General features: G+C 69.0%; 27 protein-coding genes and 1 pseudogene. 9 read left to right on the forward strand and 19 right to left on the reverse strand.

Going from position 1 to position 24,747, the window contains the following annotated elements:
• Window positions 1-234: 234 nt before the first annotated feature.
• Together AD72_RS05945 and AD72_RS05950 are read left to right on the forward strand one after the other, a co-directional pair.
• A complete protein-coding gene (locus AD72_RS05945) occupies window positions 235-564 on the forward strand; it encodes a TfoX/Sxy family protein (protein ID WP_031465382.1) in 330 nt (109 codons plus the stop codon).
• Between the two features lie 39 nt (window positions 565-603).
• Entirely contained in the window at window positions 604-1,596 is a 993-nt protein-coding gene (locus AD72_RS05950) for a methyltransferase (RefSeq protein WP_031465383.1), read from the forward strand.
• A 131-nt stretch (window positions 1,597-1,727) separates the two neighbouring features.
• Here AD72_RS05950 and AD72_RS37505 read toward each other — a convergent pair.
• From AD72_RS37505 to AD72_RS05955, 3 genes and pseudogenes are all read right to left on the reverse strand, one after another.
• Window positions 1,728-1,823, reverse strand: a pseudogene (locus AD72_RS37505) (SDR family NAD(P)-dependent oxidoreductase); the annotation flags it as partial.
• A 41-nt stretch (window positions 1,824-1,864) separates the two neighbouring features.
• A complete protein-coding gene (locus AD72_RS37510) occupies window positions 1,865-2,023 on the reverse strand; it encodes a hypothetical protein (RefSeq protein ID WP_231644740.1) in 159 nt (52 codons plus the stop codon).
• Window positions 2,020-2,880 carry an alpha/beta fold hydrolase gene (locus tag AD72_RS05955; protein WP_051898027.1) on the reverse strand — a complete coding sequence of 287 codons (861 nt, stop codon included), beginning with the start codon at window positions 2,878-2,880 and terminating at the stop codon, window positions 2,020-2,022. The genes AD72_RS37510 and AD72_RS05955 overlap by 4 nt, the downstream gene beginning before the upstream one ends.
• An 83-nt stretch (window positions 2,881-2,963) precedes the next feature.
• Here AD72_RS05955 and AD72_RS05960 point away from each other — a divergent pair, with 83 nt between their 5' ends.
• The 5 genes from AD72_RS05960 to AD72_RS05980 all read left to right on the forward strand — a co-directional run bounded on the left by AD72_RS05960 (window position 2,964) and on the right by AD72_RS05980 (window position 7,583).
• Window positions 2,964-3,563, forward strand: coding sequence for a TetR/AcrR family transcriptional regulator (locus tag AD72_RS05960; protein WP_031465385.1), 600 nt, complete (start codon window positions 2,964-2,966; stop codon window positions 3,561-3,563).
• Between the two features lie 48 nt (window positions 3,564-3,611).
• Entirely contained in the window at window positions 3,612-4,604 is a 993-nt protein-coding gene (locus tag AD72_RS05965) for a zinc-binding dehydrogenase (RefSeq protein ID WP_037344969.1), read from the forward strand.
• A 92-nt stretch (window positions 4,605-4,696) separates the two neighbouring features.
• On the forward strand, window positions 4,697-5,350 hold the full coding sequence (locus tag AD72_RS05970) for a biliverdin-producing heme oxygenase (RefSeq protein ID WP_031465387.1): 654 nt from the start codon (window positions 4,697-4,699) through the stop codon (window positions 5,348-5,350).
• Window positions 5,351-5,477: 127 nt separating this feature from the next.
• On the forward strand, window positions 5,478-6,455 hold the full coding sequence (locus AD72_RS05975; RefSeq protein ID WP_031465388.1) for a hypothetical protein: 978 nt from the start codon (window positions 5,478-5,480) through the stop codon (window positions 6,453-6,455).
• Between the two features lie 219 nt (window positions 6,456-6,674).
• Window positions 6,675-7,583: a LysR family transcriptional regulator gene (locus AD72_RS05980; RefSeq protein WP_082468780.1), complete on the forward strand. Its 909-nt coding sequence runs from the start codon at window positions 6,675-6,677 to the stop codon at window positions 7,581-7,583.
• Here AD72_RS05980 and AD72_RS05985 read toward each other — a convergent pair.
• From AD72_RS05985 to AD72_RS06020, 8 genes are all read right to left on the reverse strand, one after another.
• Window positions 7,555-8,010 (reverse strand): NUDIX domain-containing protein, encoded by a 456-nt coding sequence (locus tag AD72_RS05985; protein WP_031465390.1) that lies wholly within the window; start codon window positions 8,008-8,010, stop codon window positions 7,555-7,557. The two genes, AD72_RS05980 and AD72_RS05985, sit on opposite strands and share 29 nt — an antisense overlap.
• Entirely contained in the window at window positions 8,007-8,888 is an 882-nt protein-coding gene (locus AD72_RS05990) for a LysR family transcriptional regulator (RefSeq protein ID WP_031465391.1), read from the reverse strand. The genes AD72_RS05985 and AD72_RS05990 overlap by 4 nt, the downstream gene beginning before the upstream one ends.
• 20 nt (window positions 8,889-8,908) lie before the next feature.
• Window positions 8,909-9,733, reverse strand: coding sequence for a citrate/2-methylcitrate synthase (locus AD72_RS05995; protein WP_031465392.1), 825 nt, complete (start codon window positions 9,731-9,733; stop codon window positions 8,909-8,911).
• A 25-nt stretch (window positions 9,734-9,758) separates the two neighbouring features.
• The gene (locus AD72_RS06000) at window positions 9,759-10,544 is read right to left on the reverse strand and encodes a CoA-transferase subunit beta (protein WP_031465393.1); all 786 of its coding nucleotides are present in this window, start codon (window positions 10,542-10,544) and stop codon (window positions 9,759-9,761) included.
• Window positions 10,541-11,446: a CoA transferase subunit A gene (locus AD72_RS06005; protein WP_231644741.1), complete on the reverse strand. Its 906-nt coding sequence runs from the start codon at window positions 11,444-11,446 to the stop codon at window positions 10,541-10,543. The genes AD72_RS06000 and AD72_RS06005 overlap by 4 nt, the downstream gene beginning before the upstream one ends.
• On the reverse strand, window positions 11,431-12,882 hold the full coding sequence (locus tag AD72_RS06010; protein WP_031465395.1) for an aldehyde dehydrogenase family protein: 1,452 nt from the start codon (window positions 12,880-12,882) through the stop codon (window positions 11,431-11,433). Before AD72_RS06010 ends, AD72_RS06005 begins: the two co-directional genes overlap by 16 nt.
• A gap of 77 nt (window positions 12,883-12,959) precedes the next feature.
• The gene (locus AD72_RS06015; RefSeq protein ID WP_031465396.1) at window positions 12,960-14,135 is read right to left on the reverse strand and encodes a TIGR03364 family FAD-dependent oxidoreductase; all 1,176 of its coding nucleotides are present in this window, start codon (window positions 14,133-14,135) and stop codon (window positions 12,960-12,962) included.
• Window positions 14,136-14,153: 18 nt separating this feature from the next.
• Window positions 14,154-15,440, reverse strand: coding sequence for an MFS transporter (locus AD72_RS06020; RefSeq protein WP_231644742.1), 1,287 nt, complete (start codon window positions 15,438-15,440; stop codon window positions 14,154-14,156).
• A gap of 402 nt (window positions 15,441-15,842) precedes the next feature.
• Between AD72_RS06020 and AD72_RS06025 the strand changes: the two genes are divergently transcribed.
• Together AD72_RS06025 and AD72_RS06030 are read left to right on the forward strand one after the other, a co-directional pair.
• On the forward strand, window positions 15,843-16,724 hold the full coding sequence (locus AD72_RS06025; RefSeq protein ID WP_031465398.1) for a Scr1 family TA system antitoxin-like transcriptional regulator: 882 nt from the start codon (window positions 15,843-15,845) through the stop codon (window positions 16,722-16,724).
• Window positions 16,725-16,729: 5 nt separating this feature from the next.
• On the forward strand, window positions 16,730-17,140 hold the full coding sequence (locus tag AD72_RS06030; protein ID WP_197284886.1) for a DUF397 domain-containing protein: 411 nt from the start codon (window positions 16,730-16,732) through the stop codon (window positions 17,138-17,140).
• Window positions 17,141-17,345: 205 nt separating this feature from the next.
• Here the strand turns inward: AD72_RS06030 and AD72_RS06035 are convergent, their stop codons facing one another.
• From AD72_RS06035 to AD72_RS06070, 8 genes are read right to left on the reverse strand one after another with little or no spacing between them, the layout of a single operon-like run.
• On the reverse strand, window positions 17,346-18,164 hold the full coding sequence (locus AD72_RS06035; protein WP_031465400.1) for an inositol monophosphatase family protein: 819 nt from the start codon (window positions 18,162-18,164) through the stop codon (window positions 17,346-17,348).
• Complete coding sequence (locus AD72_RS06040) at window positions 18,152-19,357, reverse strand: alpha-D-ribose 1-methylphosphonate 5-triphosphate diphosphatase (RefSeq protein WP_051898032.1); 1,206 nt, start codon at window positions 19,355-19,357, stop codon at window positions 18,152-18,154. Before AD72_RS06040 ends, AD72_RS06035 begins: the two co-directional genes overlap by 13 nt.
• Window positions 19,354-20,076: an ATP-binding cassette domain-containing protein gene (locus tag AD72_RS06045; RefSeq protein WP_031465402.1), complete on the reverse strand. Its 723-nt coding sequence runs from the start codon at window positions 20,074-20,076 to the stop codon at window positions 19,354-19,356. The genes AD72_RS06040 and AD72_RS06045 overlap by 4 nt, the downstream gene beginning before the upstream one ends.
• 4 nt (window positions 20,077-20,080) lie before the next feature.
• Window positions 20,081-21,874 (reverse strand): alpha-D-ribose 1-methylphosphonate 5-phosphate C-P-lyase PhnJ, encoded by a 1,794-nt coding sequence (locus AD72_RS06050; RefSeq protein WP_037344973.1) that lies wholly within the window; start codon window positions 21,872-21,874, stop codon window positions 20,081-20,083.
• Window positions 21,871-22,983 carry a carbon-phosphorus lyase complex subunit PhnI gene (locus AD72_RS06055; RefSeq protein WP_031465404.1) on the reverse strand — a complete coding sequence of 371 codons (1,113 nt, stop codon included), beginning with the start codon at window positions 22,981-22,983 and terminating at the stop codon, window positions 21,871-21,873. The genes AD72_RS06050 and AD72_RS06055 overlap by 4 nt, the downstream gene beginning before the upstream one ends.
• Window positions 22,983-23,543: a phosphonate C-P lyase system protein PhnH gene (gene phnH / locus AD72_RS06060; RefSeq protein WP_037344975.1), complete on the reverse strand. Its 561-nt coding sequence runs from the start codon at window positions 23,541-23,543 to the stop codon at window positions 22,983-22,985. Before phnH ends, AD72_RS06055 begins: the two co-directional genes overlap by 1 nt.
• The gene (locus AD72_RS06065) at window positions 23,540-23,956 is read right to left on the reverse strand and encodes a phosphonate C-P lyase system protein PhnG (protein ID WP_031465406.1); all 417 of its coding nucleotides are present in this window, start codon (window positions 23,954-23,956) and stop codon (window positions 23,540-23,542) included. The genes phnH and AD72_RS06065 overlap by 4 nt, the downstream gene beginning before the upstream one ends.
• On the reverse strand, window positions 23,946-24,698 hold the full coding sequence (locus AD72_RS06070) for a GntR family transcriptional regulator (protein ID WP_037344977.1): 753 nt from the start codon (window positions 24,696-24,698) through the stop codon (window positions 23,946-23,948). Before AD72_RS06070 ends, AD72_RS06065 begins: the two co-directional genes overlap by 11 nt.
• Window positions 24,699-24,747: the final 49 nt, after the last annotated feature.

Raw genomic sequence — 24,747 nt, forward strand, 5'->3', positions numbered from 1 at the left:
CTCCGGTGTGGTGAGCGGTGAAGCGGAGCTTCCTCCGCTTCACCCAGTCTACCCGGAAGGAACCCCGATGGACGATCCTCGGGACACGGCCATCGGTTCGTTCCGGCCGGTCGTGCACGGTCCTCGATGGCCTCGGCATCCATTCCGGGCGGCATTCGCGACCGGTTGGCCTGCGGAAAAACGCACCCCGGCCCTACAATTCGCGGACGATGCCTCGGCGGGAAAGGGGACGGCATGGCCTATGACGAAGACGTCGCCGACCGGATTCGCGAGGCGCTCTCCGGGGAGGTCGTGCGCGAGCAGCGAATGTTCGGTGGTCTTTCCTTTATGGTGCACGAGAAAATGGTCGCCGCCCTCAACGGTGACCGGGTCCTGCTGCGTTGTGCTGCCGAACGGGCCGAGGAACTGATCGAGGACGAAGGCGCCGACCCGGCGATGATGCGCGGCAAGGAGATGGCCAAGGGCTGGATCGAGGTGGACCTCTCCCGGTTCGGCTCGGCGGAGGACACCGGGTTCTGGATCACCGCGGCGCTGGATCACAACCGGGCCGTGACGGGAAACTGAGCCGCGAATTCGGTGGACATGCCGTCCTAGGCTGGATCGGTGGACTCCTCGAAACCGGGTATCCGGGACCTGGCCGATCTGGCCACCCCGATGGCCATCCGGGTGGCCGCGACGCTGCATCTGGTGGAGCGAGCGGGAAACACGGGTTCGGTGGCCGCGGAACTCGCCGCCGCGACCGGGACCGCGGAGCCCGCGCTGCGCTGCCTGCTCGATCATCTGGTCACGGTCGGCGTCTTCGAACGCGATCCGGAATCCGGGCGATACCGGCCGACCGAACTCGGCGCGCAGCTGGATGCCGAGGCCCCGGATGGAATCAAGCCACTGCTCGACATCCACCAGGCGGGCGGCCGCGCGGAGCTCGCCTTCGTGGACCTGCTCGGCACGATCGGTACCGGCGAACCGGCCTACACGCGGCGATACGGGCGCGGATTCTGGGCGGACCTCGACGCGAACCCGGAATTGCGGCGTTCCTTCGACGCGCAGATGAACTGGCGCTTCCGGGTGCAGGCGCCGCAGATCGCGGAACGCTTCGACTGGAGCAGGTTTGCGCGGATCCTCGATGTCGGCGGGGGTGAGGGCACCGTGCTCGCGGCGATCCTGCGCGCCCATCCCGGGGTTCGCGGGCAGGTCCTGGAACTGCCGCCGACCGCCGCGGCCGCCGAGCGGAGGTTCGCCGCGGCGGGGTTCGGGGACCGTGCCGGTGCGGTTTCCGGTAGCTTCTTCGATCCGCTGCCCGCGGGCGCCGACGCGTATCTGCTCTCCGACATCCTGCACGACTGGGACGATGACAACGCCCGCGCCATCCTGGACGGCTGCCGCAGGGCCGCCGGACCGGGCGGCACCGTGGTGGTGATCGAACCCGTTCTGGGACAAGGGGTCGACACCGCGATGGACCTGTTCATGCTGATGTGCTTCGGCGGAAGGGAACGCACCGTCGGGGAACTGACCATGCTGGCCGCCGACCGTGGCCTGGTGCTGCGGGGTTCGGCACCGGTTTCCGATGGCCGGACGATACTGGAATTCGGCGGTTGACCGGCTTCGGGAACGGGGAAGGACACCGGTTCCGGTGCCTGTCCGGTCTCCCCGCCGGTCGCGATCGAGTGCACGGCGGCTGCCACCGAACGCACGAGGCCGATGACGGCGTGCTTGGCTGCCGCATAGACGGGATCGAACGGAGCAGGTGCGATCCCGGCGGTGACCACGATGGTGCCGCCACCGTTTGCGGCAAGCGCGGCCAGTGCCGCCCGGATACCGAACACGGCGCCGTCGATAAAGACCGCGAGCGTGCGCCGGTAGCGTTCTAGGTCGAAGTCCCGTCCGAAATCGGGCCGGGCCCACCGATTCCGGCGTTGAGAACCACGATGTCCAGGCGGCCGAAGGTGGCCAGCGCGGCGAAGCGGCGGGCCACCGCGGCGCCGATGCCGCGGGCGCCACCGGTCACCAAAGCCGCCGGTTTCATGCGCCCGTCGTCGGTTCCGCCGAACCGTGTGGTGCGCGGCCGAGGAGGTCGTCGAGCTCGTCCAGCACCTGCGGCCACAGCTGCGCGGGGAAGGCGTGCCCCACATCGGGGAACAAGCGCAGCCGTGCGCCGGGAATGGCTTCCGCGGTGGCGCGCCCCGCTTTGGGGGACTGCATCGGATCCTTGTCGCCGTGCACGACGAGGGTGGGCGCGGTGATTCCGGCCAGCTCCGCGCGCCGGTCCCCGCTCGCTTTCATCGCCGCGAGGTTGCGCATGCCACCCGCGGGATCCTCGGGCTCCCCCTCGGCGAACAGTGCGCGCAGCCGCTGCTCGTCGACCGGATACCGAGGCGTGGTCAGCAGCCGGTAGAGCGCGATGCTGTGCTCGATCCGGCCCTCCGTCGTCTTGGGTTTCTTCGCGGACATGGCGAGGATCCGGAACATCTTGCCCAATTTGGGGCGGCTGATGCGCAGCCCGGCACCGGGCGCGGAGGAGACCGAGCACAGGCTGCGCACCCGCTCGGGGTGGTGCACGGCGAGCACCTGCCCGATCATGCCGCCGAGCGAGATACCCAGAATGTGCGCCGAGAACCAGCCGAGCGCATCGAGCACCGCGACGGCGTCCTCGGCCATGTCCCGCAGCGAATAGGCCGGCCCCTCGGCGCAGTGCGTGGACCGGCCGTTGTCCCGGTTGTCGAACCGGGCGAGCTGAAAACCCCGCTCGCGCAGTCCGCCGAGCAGTTCCTCCGGCCAGTGGATCATCTGCACGAAACCACCACACAGCAACAGAATCGGTTCTCCCGCTGTGGGATCCACTTCGTAGGCGAGTCCGATCTCGCCGTTGTACGCGGTCGGCACAGAGCCACCTCCTTTTCCAATACGTCGTACTGTAAAGGATGCGAGAGGGTGATGCAATACCTCGTACTGCTACGATTGCCCTCGTGCCGAAACAGGTCGATCACGGAGAACGACGCAGCCAGCTCGCCGAGGCGCTCTGGCGTATCGCGGAACGCGACGGCTTCGCGGCGGTGACCGTGCGCAATATCGCCGCGGAGGCGGGTGTCTCGGTCGGCCGGGTGCAGCACTACTTCGCCAGCAAGGACGAACTGCTGCTGTTCGCGCTGCAGTGGGTCGGCGAGGAGGTCGGCGCCCGGATCACCGCCGAGGTCTCGGCGCTGCCCGAACCCCGCGATCCGCGCGAGGTCGTCCAGATCATCCTCACCGAGCGGTTACCGCTGCGGCAGCGCAGCAGGGTCTACGTGCAGGCGCTGATCACCTGGCTCGGCCGCAGTGCCGAGCATCCCGAACTGGCCGGTTATCTGCTCGAGGGAACCCGGCGGCTGTGCGAATACCTCGCCGCCCAGCTGCGGCAGGCGCAGCGGGACGGACGGGTTCGCGCGCGGGTCGACGCACTGCGCACCGCGGAGGAGTTGCTCGCGCTCACCGACGGGCTCTCCGCGCATCTGTTGCAGAACCTCTACACCGCGGCCGAAGCGCGGGCCATCCTCACCGAGCGCCTCGACCAGCTCTTCGAGCACTGAGCCCGATTCTGTCGGTGCCCGCCGTTAGCCTCCGCGCGGAGGTGGAACATGGCGAATGCGTCGATGCGCGCGGCGGTCTGCACCAGGGCGGGCGGACCGGACGTGCTCGAGGTCCGGGAGCTGCCGGTGCCGGAGGTCCGCGAGGGGTGGAGCCTGGTCGAGGTCAAGGCGGCCGGGCTGAACCGATCGGAGCTGATGACCAGGCAGGGACACTCCCCGAACGTCGGATTCCCGCGGGTGCTCGGTATCGAATGTGTCGGTGTGGTCGTGGCATCGACCGACTCCGGGGTCCCCGAGGGGACGACCGTGGCCGCGGTGATGGGGGAGATGGGCCGGGAGTTCGACGGCGGCTATGCCCAGTACGCGCTGCTGCCGAACGACCTGTTGATGCCGGTCCGCACGGAGCTGGACTGGACGGTGCTCGGTGCGCTGCCGGAGACGTACCTGACGGCACAGGGCTCGCTGGACGCGCTCGGTGCCGGTCCGGAAACCGGGGGGCGGCTGCTGATCCGTGGCGGAACCTCCTCGGTCGGGATGGCCGCCCTCTCGATCGCCTCCGGTTACGGGATCGAGACGGCGGCGACCACCCGGCAGGCGGCCAAAGCGGCGGCGCTGACCGCGGGCGGCGCGGACCACGTGCTCACCGATGCCGAACCGCTGGCGGACGCGGTCCGGGCGATCTGGCCGGAGGGGCCGGACTACGTCCTCGACCTGGTCGGTGCCCCCACCACGGTGGACTCGCTGCACCTGGTCCGTGGCGGCGGAACGGTCTGCGTGTCCGGCATGCTCAGCGGCAGCTGGGTGATTCCGGAGTTCGAACCGGTCGCGATGGTGCCCTCCGGGACGAAGCTGACGGCCTTCCACAGTGACGATGTCAAGGGGCGGGCGGGAACGGCCATCTTGCAACGGGTGATCGACCAGGTCGAGGCGGGTACCTACCGGCCGAACCTGGATCGGGTCTTCGGCCTGGACGAGGTCGTGGCCGCGCACCGGTACATGGCCGAGGACCGGGCGACCGGGAAGCTCGTCCTCGCTCCCTGAGCACCGTGACGGATCCGGTTTCTCTTGTCACTCCAAGTCGTTAAGGGTAGCCTTACCTTAATTCTGCTGGCTGTCGGGGTGATGGGAGTGGGATGGAGACGAGAACGGGTTTGGCGGACCGATTGCGGACTGGCACCAAGCAGGCGCACCGGAATGTGGGAGCGAACCCACTGCTGCGCGCACTGCTCGCGGGTTCGCTTCCGATGGCCGGTTATGCCGCGCTCACCGCCCAGTACTTCGCCATCTACCGCACTCTCGAACGGCATGCGATCCACTGGATCGGGAACCCGATCGCCGGGCGCATGCTGTTCCCGGAGCTGCCGAGGGCCGCGCGCCTGCGGCACGACCTCACCGTGCTGTTCGGCGAGGGCTGGCGGGAACGAACCGGTGCCGCGATCCGGCCCGCCACCGAGCGGTACTGCGCGCATCTGGACCGGACGGTGCGGCACTGGCCGGGCGGCTTCCTCGCGCACCACTACGTTCGCTATCTGGGCGATCTCTCCGGAGGGCAGCTGGTCCGCAGGGCGCTGTCGCACAACTACGGCTACACCGGGCGGATGGCGAGCACCTTCTATCAGTTCTCCTGCGCCAGGACGGTGAAACTGCTCCGCGACAGGTACCGGGAGGCGATCGACACCGCCCCGGTCCCCGTCGCCGAGCAGCGGGCGATCGTGGCCGAGGCGGAGCTCGCCTTCCGGCTCAATCAGGATGTGTTCGCCGAACTGGGCGAGATCTACTCCGGCTGAGCGGGCTCACCTGACGAAGCGTTCCCGTTTCGCACCGTTATCCCGTGGCGGCCGGAAAATCGGGGGAACCGCCCATATAGGCTAAACGTCCGATTGTGGAAAGTCTCAGGACGAGCACGGGAGAACAATGAACACTTTGCTCCGTAAGGCCGCCGTGGTGACGGTGGGGAGCGCCTTGCTGCTCGGTAGCGGGTTCAGCGCGACCGCGCAGGCCGCACCGAAGGCCATCAAATGCGAGACGAAGTCCACCGGTGGCACGGGCCCGTTCTACGACGGGAAGGCCGCATCGAACCGCTACGACTCCACCTTCAAGATCGGGCCCGCGGTCCCGCGCGGGGAACTCAAGCGCGGTACGCCCCAAGGTGTCGCGGCGTGGAACAACTGGGACGGCAACAAGGATCTGCTCCTGGTCACCTCCTACGGCAAGAAGGGGCAGAAGGCGCACATCGTGGCGCTGGATCCCGCGCAGCGCAATAAGGTGGTCGGTACGGTCGCGATCGCGGAATCGCACGTCGGCGGGATCGCGGTCGCCAAGGGCTGGGCCTTCGTCTCGGGCGGGGCGTCCGGGAAATGGCACACCGTCCGCAAGTACAAGCTCTCCACGCTGAAGAAGAAGATCAAGGAGAAGGGCGTCCCGTACGTCAAGCAGACGGGCAAGGCCCGAAAGGTCTACGGCGCCTCCTACCTGTCGACCGACGGCAGCAAGCTCTACGCGGGGAAGTTCACCTCCAAGGGCCGGGGCAAGATGTACTCCTACACGATCAACAGCAACGGTTCGCTGACCACGATCAAGAAACCGTGGGAGACCCCGACCAAGACCCAGGGTGTCCTGGTCACCGGGAAGCACTTCATCTACAGCACCTCGTACGGGCGCACGAAGCGCGGCAACATCTACGTCGTGCGCCGGGGAACCACCGATCTGGACAAGGCCAAGCTGCACTGCTTCCGCGGGCCCAGCATGAGCGAGGGCATCGCGGCCTACGGCGGACGGGCCTATGTGCTCTTCGAATCGGGCTCCTACAAGTACTCGGGTGATTCGCGGACCCGCAACGTGATCGAGGACCTGCACTGGGCGAACCTGTCCGCCCTGACCAAGCTCGCCTGATCACGGCTTTTCCCCGGGCCGGGTGGTGCACCGCACCGCCCGGCCCTTTTTCGCATTGTTTAGACATCAGCCTCCGGAACCGTTGTCCGAGATTTTTCGGGGACCCGGTGTTACGTCGATCGGTCGATGCGCAATCATGCAGCATTGTGCACCGCTATATCGTGTAATGCCGTTTAGGTCGCGTCGTTATGCGCGCCATGCATATATGGAGGTAGAAATTTGGAGCTGCGGTCTCTGCGGTATTTTCTTGCCGTCTGTGAATCGAGCTCGATCAATGGCGCCGCGCGCCGGCTGCACATGACCCAGCCCGCACTGTCCAGGGCGATCGCCTCGCTGGAACGTGAATTCGGTACACGTTTGTTCGAGCGGAGCAGCGAGGGCCTGCGGATCAGTGCCGCCGGAAAACTCATTCAGCCCATCGCCCGGGATCTCGTGGAGCGCGCGCAACTCGGGCAGCGATTGATTCATTCCTATACGACGGGAACGGAAATGGAATTTCGGGTCATCTGCCCGGAATCCACGGTGCGGCTCATCGTGGCGCCGTTTCTCGCCCAGACCTCCGGGCCGATCAAGGACGCGTTCACGTGTGCGGACGACGAGGTCTACGACCGGATCCGGCGACAGGACGCGGATTTCGGCATCTGCGCGCTCGACCCGCCGGTGGATCTGGTCGCCGCGCCGATCGGGCGGATCGGGGTCACGGCCTATCTGCGCCCCGATCATCCGCTCGCCGGTTCGGAGACCATCGACATCACCGATCTCGCCGGATGCGAGGTCATCATGCGGGAGCCGGGAAACGCCATCCGGCTGGCCTGCGATCGGGCGCTCGCCAAACTCGGGGACGCCCCGCGGGTGGTCGCCGAGACCAGTTCGGCCTCGATGTCCCATGCCCTCGCCTGGTCGGGGCACGGTGTCGGGCTGACCCTCGGCACCCCGCAGTACGGGGTGACCATGCGCCGCCTGGTGGACGCCGGTGAGCCGATTTTCGTGACCTACTACGCGATCTGGCAGAGCACCCACTACGCCGCGGACCGGCTCGCCGAGCTCAGTACGCAGCTGACCGACTGGTTCCTGCACGGCGAGCACGGGGACGCCGCGATCACCCCGAGGGTGCGCGCCGACTGCTGAGCTCGCCGAGGATCGCGGTCAGGTTCTCCGGCTCCACCCGCTCGGGAAGGCGCGCGCACTCCGGCACGGTGAACCAGCCGTGCCCGCGCAGCGCTGCGGTCTCCGCCTCGGTCAGCGCGGCCGGTCGCGCCGCCGGAGCGTGCGGTACCTCGGCGAGGAAGAACCGCTCGACCCGCCGCTTCGGGGCACCGAACCACCGGAAATCCCGTTCCACGTCGACAAAGCGCCCGGTGAGGTGGTCCCCCGGGATCCCGGTCTCCTCGCGCAGTTCCCGCCGCGCGGCCTCGATCGGGGTCTCACCGTCCTCGATGCCGCCGCCGGGCGGTTCCCAGTAATGGCCCCGATCCGGGCGGTCCCAGCACAGCAGCAGCACGCGGTCCGCGCGGTCCAGGCAGACGATGCGGACCGCGCGCCGATGACCGTTCATTCGTGTTCTCCCGATTCGGTTCCGATGTCACCGAGCAGTTCGGTGAAGGCGCGCTCGGCGGGGGAGAGCAGCCGGTCGGTGCGGCGGGCCATGGTCACCGGGCGCGCGGGAAGCGGTGGGTCGGCCGGGATCGTGCACAGTGTCCCTTCACGCAGTTCGTCGGCGACCGTATGCGCGGAAACCACGGCGACCCCGAGCCCGGCGCGCACTCCGCGTTTCAGGGTTTCCGAACCCCACAGCTCGGAGGCCGAAGCGGGATCGATGCCCAGCGCGCGCATCGCCGCCTCCTGCCGCTCCCGGGTGGAGGATCCTCGTTCGCGCAACAGGAATCGTTGCTCGGCAAGCGATTGCGTGTCCCCTGGCGCACCGATGAGCACCATCTCGTCGGTTCCGATGCGCCGGGTGCTCAGCTGCTCGGCCGCGGGTTCACCGGCGAACACCCCGAGCCCGATCTCCCCGTCCAGCAACCACTTCACCACCTGATGTTCGTTCCCGACCCGGATATCGCAGGCGATGTCCGGGGCCACGGCATGGAATCGCGCGACCAGGCCGGGGAGCAGATAGGTGCCGATGGTGGTGGTGCCACCGATGGCGAGGCTGCCCTGCTGCAGTCCGCGCACCCGCTCGACCGCGGTGACCGCCTCGTCCATCAGCAGCAGGATGCGGCGCGCGTAGTCGGCGAGCACCCTGCCCTCCTCGGTCGGGCGGATCCGCGCCCCCGAGCGGTCGACCAGCTGGGTGCGCAGCGTGGTCTCCAGCGCACGCACCTGGTTGGACACCGAGGGCTGGCTCATGTACAGCTTCTCGGCTGCCGCGGAGAATCCGCCGTGTTCGAGTACCCGGAGGAAGATGGACAACCGGTGGGTGTTCAGCTCCATGCGCCCATCCTGGCAGAGTGCTACCGCTGATCCGGCAGAACGCGATCGCCCGGTCCGTCGTAGTTGTGCGGGCCCTGCATCTCCAGGGAGAGCGGCTGCACCATGTCCGCGTTCGAGGAGGCACGCCAGCCCTTCTCCCTGGTGGATTCCTCGATCGCGTGCGCGGAAAGGGAAAGCGAACGGCACACGATGAACATCGCCTTCAGCTCGAGCGGTTCGTAGCCCGCGTCCAGGCCGATGCAGCCCATCGCGCCGGGCCCGTTGAGGAACACGGTGCGCCCGAAGACGGCCTCGGTCGCGTCCTGCATGGCGCGTGCGATCCGTACGTAGCGCCCGGAAATGCCGAGTTTGTCGGAGAGTTCGAGCAGCCGGACGGTGCGCGGATCCTGGATGTGCTGCGGGTGGTGGAACCCGGGCATGCGTTCCCCGGCCGAACGCATCTCGGCCACGGTGGCCCTTGCCGCCTCGTCCGGGGTGCCGGATTCGCGTTCGGCGCGCGCGGCCACGTCCCGGAACAGCTGCGCGGGGCGATCGGATGTGCCGTGCAGCCGCCCGATCGCGGAGACACCGGCGGCGACGGCGCTGTTGAGTTCGGCGCCCCCGGAGGTGGCGAACCGGACCGTCGCCGAGGACGGCGACATGGCGTGCTCGGCGAGGTTCACCATGAGCGCATTGGTGATCTCGCCCTGCGCCTTGTCCGGCAGCTCCCCGCGCAGCACCAGGAACAGCATCTGGCCGAAGTCCAGATTCCCGGTCAGTTCGTTCACGTCGTAACCACGGATGACGATGCGGTCCTTGTTCTTCCACGCGATCCCGGTGCGCCAGGCGAAGGGGTTCTCGGGCATGCCGTTCTCCTTTTCTCGGTACCGTTCAGGGGGTCCTGCGTTCGGGGAAGTACTTGGCCCGCGGATCGAGTTCCTCGCGCAGCAGAAGGAGTTCGGGTTCCCCCGGTGCGGTCACCACGCGTGGCTGCGCGGCGATCCTCGGGCGGAATCCGGTGTTCTCCAGTACATCCTCGATTTCCACGCCGGGCATGAGCGCGGTGAGCTCGAGTTCCCCGGTGGACTCGTCGCCGGAGAACACGCACAGATCGGTGATCACCCGGACCGAGAGCGGACCCAGCCCGGCGCGTTCGCGCGCCCCCGGACCGTCGAGGAATCCCGGTGTGGTCACGTAATCGCAGTGCTGGGGGAACCGGCGCTTCTCGTGTGTGGTGAGCACGACGACCTTCGCGCAGTGCGAGCCGATATCGTTGGCCCCGCCGCTGCCCGGCAACCGCACCCACTCCGCGCCCCGGCGTATCCAGCTCGAGTTCAGGTTCGCCCGCGCGTCGATCTGGGCGCCGCCGAGGAATCCGGTGGTGACCAGCCCGCGCTGGACGAATCCGCCGAGCACTTCGAGCAGTGAGCCCAGCCTGCTCGGCGAGTGCATGATCCGCGGGTCCACCACCGAGATCGGGGTGGGCACCACCTCGGGGAAGACGACTCCGCTCTCGATGATCAGTTTCAGCCCCGGTGCGGTGGTGCGCTGGGCGAGTAGCGCGGCGAGCAGTGGTAGCCCGGTTCCGGCGATGATCCGCTCGTCCGCGCCGATCTGCCGGGCGCCCTCGAACACGAGCAGTTCGCGCGGGGTGACCGGGGTCTGGATCGTGGTCATGTCAGCTCCAGCATCGAGGCCTCGAGTTCGGCGCACCGCGTTCGCAGACCGGCCAGCTCGGCGGTGAAATCCGGGTGCGCGGTCACGGAATCACGCAGATGTTCGGTGAGCCCGGTCCCGGAGCGGGCCAGCGACTGGTACCGCTCGATGGCCGGTTCGTCGAAGTCGTAGTGCCGGTACACCGAGGTCGGGTAGGCGCCGAAGGGCTGCTCGACGACCGCGTCCACATGGGCCCCGGAGATGGTCACCCGCTCCGGGTGTTCGGCGAAGGCCCCGGAGGGCAGGACCTTCTCCGCGGACACGATCGCGGCTTTCGACGCGGTCACCATGTCGACCTCGTGACTGGAAACCCCCTCGATGACCACGTTCCCGTCCGCGTCCGCGAGGCTGGCGTGCACCAGGGCGAGATCGGGAGAGCAGGCGCGCACCAGCAGCACCGGTTGCCCGGTCCACGGATCCGTCGTCGCCGAGGCGTCCCCGCTGCGTTGCAGATCCCGGCCCAGATCCGTGCCGAGCAGGCTGCGCACCGGAAGGAACGGCAACCCGAGCGTGGCGGCGAGGAACCGGCTGGCCATCGCGAGATGGCTGTAGTCGCGCACCGTGATCTCGCCGCGCTCCACCGCCCTGCGCCAGGCGAACAGCACCCCGTAGCGCTCCAGATTTCCGCTGCCCTGCTCGGTGCGCGTGACCAGGCCCGCCGCGGCGAGCTGGTCGAGCGGCAGGGAGAGATTGCAGCCGAGTACGGTCAGCCCGCCGATTCCCTGCCGGATCAGTTCGTGGGTCAGGGCCATCGGGCAGCGGTTGATGTTCTGCCCGCCCATCCCGATCGTCGCGCCGTGCCGGGCGAATTCGGCGATCGCCGCTGCGGCGGTGCGCACCTTGCCGCCTAGAAGCTGACGCACGCCGACCTCCACTCGGTGTAGAAGTCCCAGACCTGTTGCGCGCACTCCGGTGCCCCGTACTGGGAGAGTTTCGCGCCCATGTGCGGGTGGTGTGCCTGCGCGCCGACCCCGGGGCGGTTCACGTGCAGCATGCCCGCCTCGAACTCGTCGAGCGCGCGCATGGCGAGGCCGTAGTCCCGGGTGAACACGGTGCCGGACATGCCGTAGCGCACCGAGTTCGAGATTCGCATAGCCTCCTCGTAACCCGAACAGTCCACAACGGACAGTACCGGCCCGAAGATCTCCTCGGTGGCGATCTCGGCGTCCGGAGCGAGATCGGTGAGCACGGTCGGTGCGACGTAATAACCGGGCAGCTCCACCGGTTTCCCGCCGACCGCGACCGTGGCGCCTTCCGCCTTGGCCCGTTCCACCGCGTCGAGCAGGCGCCGCTGCGCGGATTCGTCGATCACCGGGCCGATATCGCTCCCCGGGTCCGTTCCCGGCCCGATCCGCATCCCGGCGACCGCGGGCAGCAGGCGTTCGAGCAGTTCCTCGCGCACCGCGCGGTCCACGATCACCCGGCTCGTCGCGCTGCACCGCTGCCCGGACTGGCCGAAGGCGCCGTGCACGATCGCCCTGGTCGCCGCGTCCAGATCGGCATCGGCGAGCACCAGCACGGCGTTCTTCCCGCCGAGCTCGAGCTGGGTGCGCACCAGCCGGGAGGCACAGGCCTGCTGGATGGCCACACCGACCGGAAGCGAACCGGTGAACGAGATCCCGGCGATGCGCGGATCGGCGACCAGTGCCTCGCCCACCGGCCGGTCGCCCTGCACCAGGTTGACCGCGCCCTCGGGAACCCCGGCCTCGGCGAACACCTCGACCAGCAGTGCCGCGGTCAGCGGGGTCAGCGGGGAGGGCTTGAGCACCGCCGTGCAACCGGAGAGCAGTGCGGGGGCCAGTTTCCACAGTGGAATGGCGAGCGGGAAGTTCCACGGTGTGATCAGCCCGACCGCCCCGATCGGGCGCCGCCAGGTGAACGCCATGGTGTTCGGCTCCTCGCTCGGCAGGGTCTGGCCGCCGAGCCTGCGGCCCTCCCCGGCGGTGAACTCGAGAATGGCCGCGGCCCTGCGCACCTCGCCGCGTGCCTCGTCGAGTCGTTTGCCGTTCTCCGCGGTGATCGCGGCGCTGATCGTCTCGGCCCGCTCGGTCAGCAACCGGGCCGCCGCGGACAGGATCTCGCCGCGGCGCACCGAACCCATCGCCCGCCAGGCGGGGAAGGCCCGGCGTGCGGCGTCCACGGCGAGTTCCGCGTCCGCCGCCCCGGACTCGGCGAACTCGCCGATGATCCGGGCGGGATCGGCGGGATCGAGATTCGGGCGCAGCCGTCCGCTTTCCGGCTCGCGCCACCGGCCTTCGATGAAATTCCCGGTGTGTTCCGGGCTTTGCGTATTGCTCACCTGTGACTCCGATCGACTCGGTTACCAGCCTTGTCCGGACGGCGCGGGAGGGTCAACATCCGCGATCCCAATAGCGGCTATAACCTGGCGAACCCTTGATCGCGCAGCGTGCCGTGCTCCAGGATGTGTTCCGCGACGCCGAGCGAGAGCGTCATGCCCGCACCGCCGAACCCGTTCACCACGGTCACCCCGGGTTCCGGCCGTGCGAGCAGCACCTTCGAGCCATCGCTCGGCGAGGGGTAGATCCCGTGCCAGTGCTCGGCGATCCGCCTGCGCGGGAGCCGGGCGAATCCGTCGAAATACTCCAGGATGGCCTCGTCGATCTCGGCGTACTGGAACGGATCCTGGGTCAGCTCGTAGTGATGGCTGTCCCCGATGGCGATCTGCCCGGTGCTCGCCTGGGAGACCAGCACGTGGATCCCGCCATCCAGGCAGAACGGATGCTGCTCGGTGAGCAGGGCACGCAGCGCGGGCAGGCTCGGGCAGTCGGCGAAACACGGGTAGTGCAACAGGGTCAGTCCGGCACACAGTGCGGGGCCGAGTTCGAAACCGTCCGGCTGGGCGAGGGTGCGCATCATCTGCAGCTTGCAGTGCCGCAGCCCGGAATCGGCGAAGATCTCCGGATAGAGCGTCTGGAATTCGTTGCCACTGCACACGAAGATCCGTTCGGCGCGCCAGTCTCCGGCGCTGGTGTGCACGACGGGATGGTCGATCCCGGTCACCAGTGCGCCGAACTCGATCCGCACGGCGTAGCGTTCGCGCAGCAGCTCGGTGAGCGCGGGGATGGCCACCCGTGGATCGATGTTCAGCTCGGTCGGGCTCTCCAAGGCGCCGAGCAAGCCGTCCCCGCGCACCCAATCGCTGCGCCGCAAGGTCTCCCGCGCGCCGATCAGCCGCACCCCGTTCGCGACCGCGGCCGGGGTGCGGTCACGGAATTCCTCGAGCACGGCGAGCTCCTCGGGACGGCGGGCCAGGTGCAGGCTGCCCCGGTCCGAGTGCCACATTCCGGTGTCCCGCACGACTTCCCGCCACAGTTCGGCGCTGCGCAGGGCCCGCTCGTAGAAGAAGGTCTCGGTGCCCGTGGCCAGACCGATCGGCCAGATCAGGCCGAAGTTGCGCACCGAGGCGCCGACCGCGCGCTGATCGCGTTCGAGCACGGCGACCCGGTTACCCGCCTTGGCCGCGGCGAGTGCGTGGGCCAGCCCGGCGACCCCGCCGCCGACGATGAGCACATCGACATCGTTGCTGTGCATGGGTATTCCACCTTTCGTTCACGCGGCCGCCGGCCGGCGGTTCCACTGGGGAGCAAGCAACAGCGCGGCGAGCAGTGCCGCGGCGGCGAAGACGTAGAAGAGCCCGTTCGTGGACAGGTAACCGGGAAGCAGGCCGCCGAGGATCGCGCCGACCGAGCCGCAACCGTTCACGAAACCGGTGGCACCCGCGGCGTGCTCGCTGGTGCCGAAGTCCACCGCCGCCACCGAGGAGAGCATCGCGTCCGCCCCGTAGGCGGTGAGCCCGATGAGCGCCAGCGCCCCTGTGATGAGCGGAATCGAGCCGGTCGCGGTGATTCCGCTGGTGAGCGCGAGGATCACGACGAGGCCGCCGAGCGCGAACACACACGGCGGAACCCGGCGCGCGCCGAAGAGTTTGTCCGAGGCATAACCGATCAGGATGGGCGCGAGCACCCCGGCGATCCCGAACGCGACCGGCACGAAGACCGCGGTGACCGCACTCACCCCGGGTACGCTCTCGGCGACCAGAACCGGTCCCCACAACAGGATCGCGTACCGCGCCGGTTTGACGAAGAAGTAGCAGAATCCGATGGTGAGCACCATCCGGTCGGCGAACGCGGCCCGGAAAATCGCGGCGATCCCCACCCGCTCCGGTTTCGGCGCGTGCTCCCGTTCGGCATCGGCGGGGGAGTCGCGCTGGAACAGGAAAACCAGCACCGTGGCGAGCGCGAGCACCGCGGCTCCGGCGAAGAACGCGGCCCGCCAGCTGTGCGCGATGCTGTAGGCGATCCACCCGGCCAGCGGTGCCGCGGCGAGCCCGCCGAAGGCGTAGTTGGTGCTCCAGACGCCGAGCAGCCGGCCACGCACCCGCGCGGGAAAGAAGGCGCTCACGTTCTTGCACAGTGGCGCCCATCCGGTCGCCTGGGCGAGGCCCTGCACCAGCATGAGCGGGATGAAGAAGAACACCGCCGTGGTCAGGCCGAGGAACACGGTGGCCACCACGGAGAGCAGCATTCCGCCGAGCACGACGACACGTGGCCCGTAACGGTCGGCGAAATGCCCCCAGGTGAACTGCCCCGCCGCGTAACCGAACAGATAGAGGGCGTCCAGATTTCCGAGCATGTGCTGGTCGAGGATATTGTTTACCGAAGGGTCGGCGAGAATTCCGACCTTAGCCGCCGAGAATGCCTGGCGGGTGAAGTAATAGGCGGCGTACGCGATCCAGGTGACGAGGAAGATTCGAACCTGAATGCCCCTGTTGTCCTTGCTGAACAAGGATTCTCTGCTGGTCTCCGCTGTCCTGCCTGGCCCCGTTGACCGAGTCATGGTTGCCTCTCGTGCTGCTCTTCGGCCGCGCATTTGGTAGGTTGTTCACCGGAAGGTAAGGAACGGTTTCCATTGTGTTCCCGTTCACATTTCGGTGTTTTCTGTCTACCAACTCGCGCGTTGCCGCGGAACCGTGCCGGTTGCTATTACCGGTATGCACGAACGGTTCTGGTCACGCTCGGAATTCGGTCCGCCCGGTTTCAGGAAGCCATTGTCACGAGCAGGCTTCCCGCTGCGAGCAGCAGGATGACCAGCAGTGCCCCCGCCGCGAAGCGCAGCGGCGAACCGGAACTCATCGGAACCTCCTGAGGGGCCTGCATGCTGTAAGTTACCGTAACCGATGGAGGTAACTTGTCAAGATTCGGGTAGGCTTTCCGCCGGAAACGAGCGGAGGGGGCTGTCATGACCACGACCTCGGCAAGCTCACCGAGCTCGCCAACGGTGGCCGGTTGGGAGCTCGCGCTGCGGCTGCGCAGGCGCCGCGAGGAACTGGGCGTGGGCGTCCCGAGTCTCACCGCGAAGCTCGGGTTCAGCAGAAACTACTGGTCGGCGGTGGAGAACGAGCGCAAGATCCTCGCCGAGGACAAGCTCGGCATGCTGGCCGAACTGTTCGAGCTCGACGAGACCGAGCGCGCGGAGCTGTTCGCACTGCGCGAGGTTGCCAAGCAGCGCGGCTGGTGGGCGGACTACTCCGGGGTGTTCAGCGAGCAGGTGCTGCGCCTGTACGGCCTGGAATACGGGGCCTGCGGCATTCGCACCTACGAGAGCCTGCTGATCCCCGGACTGCTGCAGACCCCGGAATACGCGCGGGCGCTGATGAGCCCGGAGATCCCGACGATCCGCCAGGTGGAGGTGGACCAGCGGATCGCCGCGCGCAGGCAGCGCCAGCTGCGGGTGACCGGCTCCGATCCGGTCTCGCTGACCGCGGTGGTGAGCGAGGCGGCGCTGATGCAGCAGACCGGGGGAAAGCGGGTACTGCGCGAGCAGCTGACCCATCTGGCTCGGATGATCGAGACGCACCCGGACGTGCTCGAGCTGCGGATCATCCCGTTCACCGCGACCGGTTGCGGGGCGTTCGGCGCCTCCACCTTCCACCTGCTCGATTTCGCCAGCGCACGGCTGCCGACCCTGGCCTGGCAGGAGACCGTCACCGCGGTCGGGATCATCGACGACGAGGCCCAGGTGCGGGATCTGAGCCTGACCTACGCCGAGGCCGTGGCCCGCACCCTGAGCACGCGGGAGTCCTTTGACCTCGTGATGGAACGGATCCGGGCGTTATCATGACCGGCATGACTGTCCAGGTTTCCGCCGAAACATCCCGTCTCACCGGCTGGTTCAAGTCCTCGCACTCCTCGAACGCGAACGCCTGCGTCGAGGTCACCTTCGCGGCGAGAGGGCAGGTCTCGGTGCGGGACAGCAAGTTCGGCGCGGATTCGGCGGTCATCACCGTGCCCGAGCGGCACTGGGCGCGGCTGCTCGCCGATGTGCTGCACGGCACTGCGGACAACGGGGTGGTCGGGATCGAGCACACCGTGGACGGGGGCGCGGTGCTGCGCGGGAACGGCGCGGAACTGCGCTACACGGCCCGGGAATGGGTGGCGTTTCGCGAAGGTGTGCGTACCGGGGAGTTCCACCTCGCAGCAGCGGAAGTCGCACGCACTGAGAACACCGGCACACGAATGGCGGTTTCTGGCTCATAGGGCGCACTTTATGGTCGTATGCGCATCACGCGACCTGAGGAGGCGTGTCATGAACGAACAGACTCCGGTGCCCCCTGGCTGTGGTTGCTGTTCGAACTGCACCGGAAAGGGTTGCGGCTGCTGCGGTAGCTGCCGCTGACGGTGCGCCGTCACCACCGGCCCGGGGTGCGGGCCGGTGGTTTCCGGGGTACTGACCGCTCGAGCATCAGCCGAGGATCGTCGCGGCGAGTTCCTCGGCCAGTGGTCTGCTCGCCGCGATGATCCCGGACCAGCGCCTGCGCAGATCGGGGTCGAGCTCGAGCGGGCGTCCGTGCAGATCGAGCACCGTTCCACCGGCCGCGGGCACGGTGACCATGGCGGCGGCGAGGTCCACGATCCGGTGGGTGTCCGAACCCGCGTCGGCGAAGGCATCGGTTGCTCCCTCGGCCACGAGCACGGCTTCGAGGCAGGTGCTGGACAGGATCCGGATCCGGCCCGCGCGTTCGGCGACCCGGAACCAGCCCGCGGACTTGCCCGGATGCGGGCGCAGCAGACTCACCGCGGCCCCGTCCAGGCCGGTTCGCCCGCTCGTGCGGTACCGCGCCGGGGCGCCCGCGTGCGCGGTCCAGCAACGGCCGGTGTCCAGCCAGCAGGTGAGTGCCTCACGTGCGGTGCCGTCCACCGCGAGCACCCCGGCGAACGCGGCGAGCGGGACACCGGCGACGGCGTTAGCGGTGCCGTCGACCGGATCGGTCACCAGGGTGGTCGCCGAACCGTTGTCGATGTGTCCGAGTTCCTCGCTGATCAGGTTGATCCGCTCGCGTTCGGCGAATTCACCGAGCGCGGTGTCCACCCGCAGATCCAGCCGGGTGGTCGGGGTTCCGTCGGCCCCGTCGAGGACCTTCTCGGCGAGTGCGGCACGGTCCAGCTCTGCGCGCGCGGAACCGAACGCGGCCGCCGCGGCCCGTGCGGCCCCGGCGAGCAGGGGATGGGTGTCTTCGGGGATCGCCGGCTCCGGCACCGGCCACTCGATCAGGCCGGGCATGCCATGGCTCCTTCCCGGTCGTCCTGGCTGTGCTGGACCGCCGAGCTCAGCACCGAGCGGACCTCGGGCCAGCGCGCGCCGAGGTGCGCGAGCACCAGGTCCGCGCGCTGGCCCTCGGTGATCCGGCCACGGTCGGTGAGCCCGGCGATCTGCGCCGGGCCGCTCGTGACAAGGCGGACTGCTTCGGACAAGGAGCCTTGTCGGGAGTACGCCACCTTGCCCACCGCGGCGAGCAGCCCGGAGGGCAGATAGTCCGAGGCGAGCGCGGTGACCAGGCCGTGCTCCAGTAGTTCACCCGCGGAGACATTGCCCGAGTGGGAATGACCGCGCAGTACGTTCGGCGCGCCCATCACGATCGGGAGCCCGAGTTCCCGCGCGGTGCGCGCGGCTTCGAGCGTGGTGGGGAACTCCGCGACCGAGCCGCCGCGCCCGTGCAGCGCGCGCACCTCCGTGGCCGAGGCCGGATCGTGGCCGAGTAACCGGATCCGGTCCGCGTTCGCCAGTTCGCCGAGCCAGCCGAGGTTCTGTTCCAGGACTCCGCCGAGACGGCCGCGTTCGCTGATCATCTCGTCCACGTGGGTGCGCGCCTGCTCGGCCGACAATCCGTCCGCCCCGATCAGATAACGCTCCATCTGGGTGCGGTCGGCGTACTGCCCGAGCCCCGGTGTGTGGTCCTCGTGCGAAACGAGCGGCCGTGGACCCCGCAGCTGCCCGGCGAGCACCGCCGCCCCTTCGGCCGAGCGCACGTCCAGCCGGTAGAGCACGCGGTGGTCGACGGGTGCTGGCCCGCGCGTCCGTACCGTCTCGCACAGTCGCACCGCGGTCACCGGGTTCCGTTCGGTTCCCCTGCTCGTCTTGTGCTGGAACCCGGCCCCGTGGAAGACCGTGGTCACCGCGGCCGCCCGGAGTTTCCCTTCCAGGGAGAGCAAGGCGAAATCCCAGGGCAGTTCCGCACCCGGCCGGGGCAACCGCTCACGTTCGAGCGCATCGCTGTGCACATCCACGAGACCGGGAAGGCACAGCAGACCTCGGGCGTCCACATCGGACGGTGCCGCGGGCGGATGCGCGCGCACCTCGGCGATGATTCCCTCGCGCACCACTATCCTGGCGTCCTCGAGGATCCGGTCGGGGAGCACGGCGCGGGCGTGCCCGAGTACGTAGTCGCGCGGTGCGGTGTCCAGTGGCCAGTTCATGACAGCACCTCCGCGGCGGTTCCGCTCGCCGCGATCCGCCCGTCCGCGAGCCGCACCACCCGGGTCGCGAGCCGCTGGATCGCCTCGGCGTCGTGGAACACCGCGAGCACGGCGACGCCCTGTTCGCCGAGGGCGGCGATCCGGCCGAGCGCGATCTCCCGGTTCTCCGGATCGAGCGCGGAGACCGGCTCGTCGAGCAGCAGCAGTCGCGGCGGCCGCACGGTTCCCGCCGCCAGGTTGACCCGTTGCCGTTCCCCGCCGGAGAGCACCGCGGCGTCCACATCCCAGAGCGCCTCGTCGAGATTGAAGGCGCGCAGGGATTCCCCGGCGGCCTCGGCGGCCGCATCCCGGCCGAGTCCCCGCCGCCGGGCGGCCGCGGCCACGATCGCGTGTGGCCCGGTCCGCGGTGGCGCGGCGAGAAACTGGGACACATAGCCGAGTTCGCGGCCGCGCAGCCGGGCCATGGCCCGATCGGGCAGCGCGGTGAGTTCCACGTCGCCGTCCCCGGTGTACAGCACGATCTTCCCGGAATCGGCGAGATAACTGCGGTGCACACAGCGCAGCAGGCTGGATTTGCCCGCCCCGCTCGGCCCGGCCATGGCCACGTGTTCGCCCGCGGCGACGTCGAGATCGACCCCGCGCAGCGAGGTCACCGTGCGCCCGTCGATGGTGTGCAGGGTGAACGTCTTGTGCAGTCCGCGCACGCTGAGCACGGTCATGTTCTCACCTCCGGGCGGCCGCGACGAGCCGCTGCGTGTAGGGATGGTGCGGATCGCGGAAGAGCTGATCGGTGAGACCGCGCTCGACCACCCTGCCCAGCTGCATCACCAGGCAGCGTTCGGTGAGCGCCTCGATCACCGAGAAGTCGTGGCTGACCACGACCGCGGCGATGTCCCGTTCGGCGAACAGTCCGCGCAGCAGATCGAGGACTCCGGCGGCGACCGAGGCGTCCAGGCCGGTGGTCGGTTCGTCGAGCAGCAGCACCGGGGGCTCGGTGGCCAGTGCCTTGGCGATCTGCACCCGCTGGCGCATCCCGCCGGAGAAGGTGGCCACCGGATCGTCCATTCGGGACAGTGGCACCTCGACCCGGTCCAACAGTTCGGCGGCGCGGCGGCGGATCGCGTGGTAGCCGCGCCAGCCCGCGGCGGTGAGCCGTTCGGCGATGTTGCCGCCCGCGCTCACCCGCAGATCCAGTCCGGCGGCCGGATCCTGGTAGACCACCGCCATCGTGTCCACCCGCAGCTTCCTGCGCCGCGCGGGATCCATGGCGAGCACATCACCGTCCACATCGCAGAGATGGACGGTTCCGCTGTTCGCGGCCTCGTCCCCGACGACACAGCGCAGTACCGTCGATTTGCCGGATCCGGATTCGCCGATCAGTCCCAGTGCCTCGCCGGGTGCCACATCGAAACCGACGTCCCAGGCCGCCACGATCGCCCCGGTTTCCGGACTGATCGCGGTGCCGTGCTCGGGACCGGTTCCCGCGACGGCCGCGGCGTCACCGGGCCCGTACAGCTTCCCGATGTCCGCCACCCGCAGTGTCCACTCCGTACTCGAAGCGCGCGGCGGCCGTTCGCGCGGTTCGGTTTCCGGCTCGGCGACCGTGGTACGGGCGCGGTTGCCCGGATCGGGGAGCAGGTGCAGCGGGGACCGCGCGCGGTGCGCGGCCAGATCGGCGTCCCCGGAGAGAACCCGGGTGCACCAGTCGGAATCGCTGCACACGAAGCTGCCGTCCCGGCCGTCCACGAGGAACACCTCGGAGCTGCCGCAGTAGGTGCAGCGCGCCCCCGCGACGTGCTCCACCTCGAAGGGGATGTCGGTGAAGGTCAGCGGAACCACCTCGGTGTGCGGCGGGATCGCGTAGACCCGTTTCTCCCGCCCGGCCCCGTACAGGTTCAGGTGCGCGCACTGGTGCAGCCGCGGCACGTCCCAGCGCGGTACCGGACTGGTGGCGAGCACGTAGCGCCCTTCGACGAGCACCGGGTAGCCCGTCGAGCGGGTGATGACGCCGTTGCGCACTACGTCTTCGTAAAGGCTGACCCACATCGCCGCGTAGTCCCCGTCGGCGTGCATCCGCGCGCATTCGGCGACCGATTTCTGCACTCCCCGCAACGGTTCCGGTACCGGGACCTGGAACACCAGCACATCCCCGTTCTCCAGGCCCTCCTCGGGAATGCGGTGCCGGGTCTGCACCACGGTCGCTTCGCGGGTGTCGGTGGTGTCCGCGCAGCCGGTCGTCGCCGCGATCATCCGGCGCAGATTCGTCGCGTTCACCCCGCCGTCGTCGCCCTGGTCGATCACCTTGACCACATCTGATGCGCCGAGCACTCCGAGGGTGACCTGCAGTCCGCCCGAACCCCAGCCCCTGGCCACCGGCATCTCGCGGGAGCCGAACGGCACCTGGTACCCGGGCACGCAGACCGCGGCCAGGATCGCCCTGCGCACCTCGCGCTTGGCGGTCTCGTCGAGCAGCCCGGGCACGGTTTCGGGTTCCTCGAGCAGTTCCGCGATGCTCATCGGCATTCCTTTCCGAACGGTTCGGGGATTCTCGGGTTGTCGCCGCTGGATTCACGTACCTCGCGCCCGGCGAGCTTGCGGTCGACCATCGAGCGGAAGGTCACGTAGTGCGGCAGTTTCAGGTGTTCGAGGAAGCCGCCGGAGTCCAGTCCGTCGATGGTGAGCAGCAGCAGCTGTTCCAGTGGACTGTCCACATCGGAGCGGCGGAACGCGATGTCCAGATTGGCCATGGCGATCGCCTTGCGTTCGTTGTGTCCGAAGCAGAGCCCGTAGCCCACGTCGAATTTCGTGCGGTCCTCGTCGGCGCCGTCCAGGTCCTCGATCGCCTCCGCCTCGCTGGCCCGGACCTCGCCGACCGCGACCGGGTTCCCAGTGTGCGGATGCCGTACCTCGACGGTGATCCGGCCGTGCCGTACCTCGCCGAGGGTGACCTCGTGGATATCGCCGTCCGGGCCGAGGATCGAGCGGTACCACAGCCCGACGAGCGCTCCGGTCTCCGCGCGGGCCATGCTGGACAGCGCTGCGGAGCGCGGCGCGGGTGGCCGGGCCGCGGCGCGGGTGATGTCGAAGGGTTCCGGGTCCTCGGCCTGCTCGCCCCGGTGATCCACCACCAGATCGAGTTTGCGCAGCAGTTCGTAGAACCGGGTCGGCCGCCGCTGCGGTTCGGTGCGCGCGGCGGGCACCGGATCGGGTTCGGCATCGGGTGGTCCGTCCGGGCGGTCGAGCAACCGTCCGGTGTAGTCGGTCGTCCGGCCGAGCAGCTGCGGTCCGTCCGGGGTGCGGTTGGCCGGAACGACCCGGCGCAGCAACAACATCTCGTCCGGATCCACGGGCTCGCTGACCGCGAGCTGGGGGAGCCGGGAACGGTGCGCCCGCACCAGATGCGCGGCCTCCAGCACATCGCCCTCGGCCTGCCGGAAGGCATCGGCGGCGATCGCCTCGTCGTAGAGTCCCGCCTCACCCATGATGCGGTCCACGGCGAGCCGGAACCGGGCGATGATCTGACCGGTGGCGGCCCACTCGGCTGGTGCGTGATCGCGCGCGGTGCGGACCAGGTTCTCGGCGGCGAGGATGGCCTCCATTCCGCCGCGCACACCGGAATATCCCATCAGCACTCCTCGATTCGGGTCGTTCGGGCGAGCCCGGCCATCGCGCCGGACGGGGTGACCAGCAGCAGATCCGCTCCCGCGGGGAAGTTCGCGGTCAGCGGGCGCCGTGCGGCGGGGAAGTTCTCCGGCAGTCCGCCCGGGGCGATCCGCCTGGATCCCGGTACGCCGGGACCGGAGAGTCGCAGCGGGGCACCGCCTTCCAGCGCGGGCACCGAAAGCACGGCGAGCGCGCCGCGTTCCGGGGCCAGCGGGGTGCCGACGGCGAGCTCGCCGAGCTCGGTGGCGCTCAGCGCATGTGGTGCCGCGACGAGCCGGGCGGCCCCGAGTCCGCTCTCGGGTGCCGAGGTGAGGGTGTGCACCGTGTCCGTCCATTCCGGCTCCCCGCAGCAGTGGAACGGGGTGCTCAGATCGGCGAGCGCGAGCACCGGAAGCAGCGCGGGCGACAGCGGTGATACGGCGGGCAGCTGCCGCACCGTACCCGGCTCGCTGAGCGCGTCGAGCACGGCGCGGAAGATCAGCTGCGCCTGGTCCGGGTGCAGCCGGGCACTGATCGCGGTCATGTCAGCTCCTCGAATTCGACGACGGTCGGGGCGAGCACGTCCCATTCCGCTGCCTCCTCGGCGGCGACGCGCTCCGCGATTTGGTCGCACAGCACGCGCACCCGGTTTTCCTGGCTGCCTTGGGAAGCCGCGTCCAGGATCGCCGCGGCCAGGGTCGCCGCCCGGTCCTCGCCGAGCCGCAGTGCCCAGCCGCGGTGCCCGCCGAATTCCACCTCGGCCCGGCAGGCGAGTACGTCCCCGAGCAGGAACCGTTCCCGCACAACGGGTTCGCGCACCTGCACGGAGACACAGCCGACCTCCGGGGAACGGAGCACGTTCGGTTCGGGGTGCCCGGCGAGGCAGTCCTCCGCCGCCTCGGCCAGTTCCTCCGGATGCGCGGCGGCGAGCAGCGCGCAGCGCCGTTCACGATTCATGGGTTTCTTCCCTTTCCTCAAGGTTTTCCGGGCTCGTCTCGAGTTCCACGACGATCCGCGAGCTCTCCGGAAGCGACCAGGTCGTGCTGCACATGACCGGCCGCCCGGAAGCGGTGTCCCTGCTCATGCTTTCCACCAGCCACACCGGCCGGTGCGGTTCGGTCTCCAGGGCCCGCACGGTCTCGGCATCCGGTATCGAATAGCTGACCCGGCACCAGGCACGCACCGGGCACACCCGGCCCATCTGCCGCAGGATCGTGTCGACCGATTCCTCGGCGTGCACCGCGAGATCGATGTCGGCGACCACATCGGCGGGGATCCATTCCTTGGACACCGAGGTGAGCAGGCCGTCCACGTAGTACTGCCGGACGAGCCGGTGTGCCCGGGCAAACTCGCTTCTTTCCAACAAGGAGGCTTGTTCGGCGGGCAGCTCACATGGGCTGACCTCACGCACCACCGAGCGTGGCCGGGCACCCGCCTCCCGCACGGTGCGGTGCCAGGAGGGTGCCTTCCGTTGCGAGATCACATAGTCGATCCGCCGGTTCACGAACGTTCCCGCGCCGCGGACCCGGCGCACGAGCAGCCTTCCCTCGAGCTCCTGGACGGCGGCCCGGGCGGCGGCCCTGCTCACTCCGAACCGGGTGGCGATGGAATGTTCGCTCGCCACTTTGGTTCCCGGTTCCAGTTCACCGAGCTCCGCGGCGAGCGTGTCGGCGATCTGCCCGTATCTGCTTCTGACCACACGATCAGCGTGCGCGCCGCTCTTGTCCGGACAACCTCACGCATTTGGC

It is taken from the genome of Sciscionella sediminilitoris, assembly GCF_000737195.2.
In the GTDB taxonomy this organism is placed as follows: domain Bacteria; phylum Actinomycetota; class Actinomycetes; order Mycobacteriales; family Pseudonocardiaceae; genus Sciscionella; species Sciscionella sediminilitoris.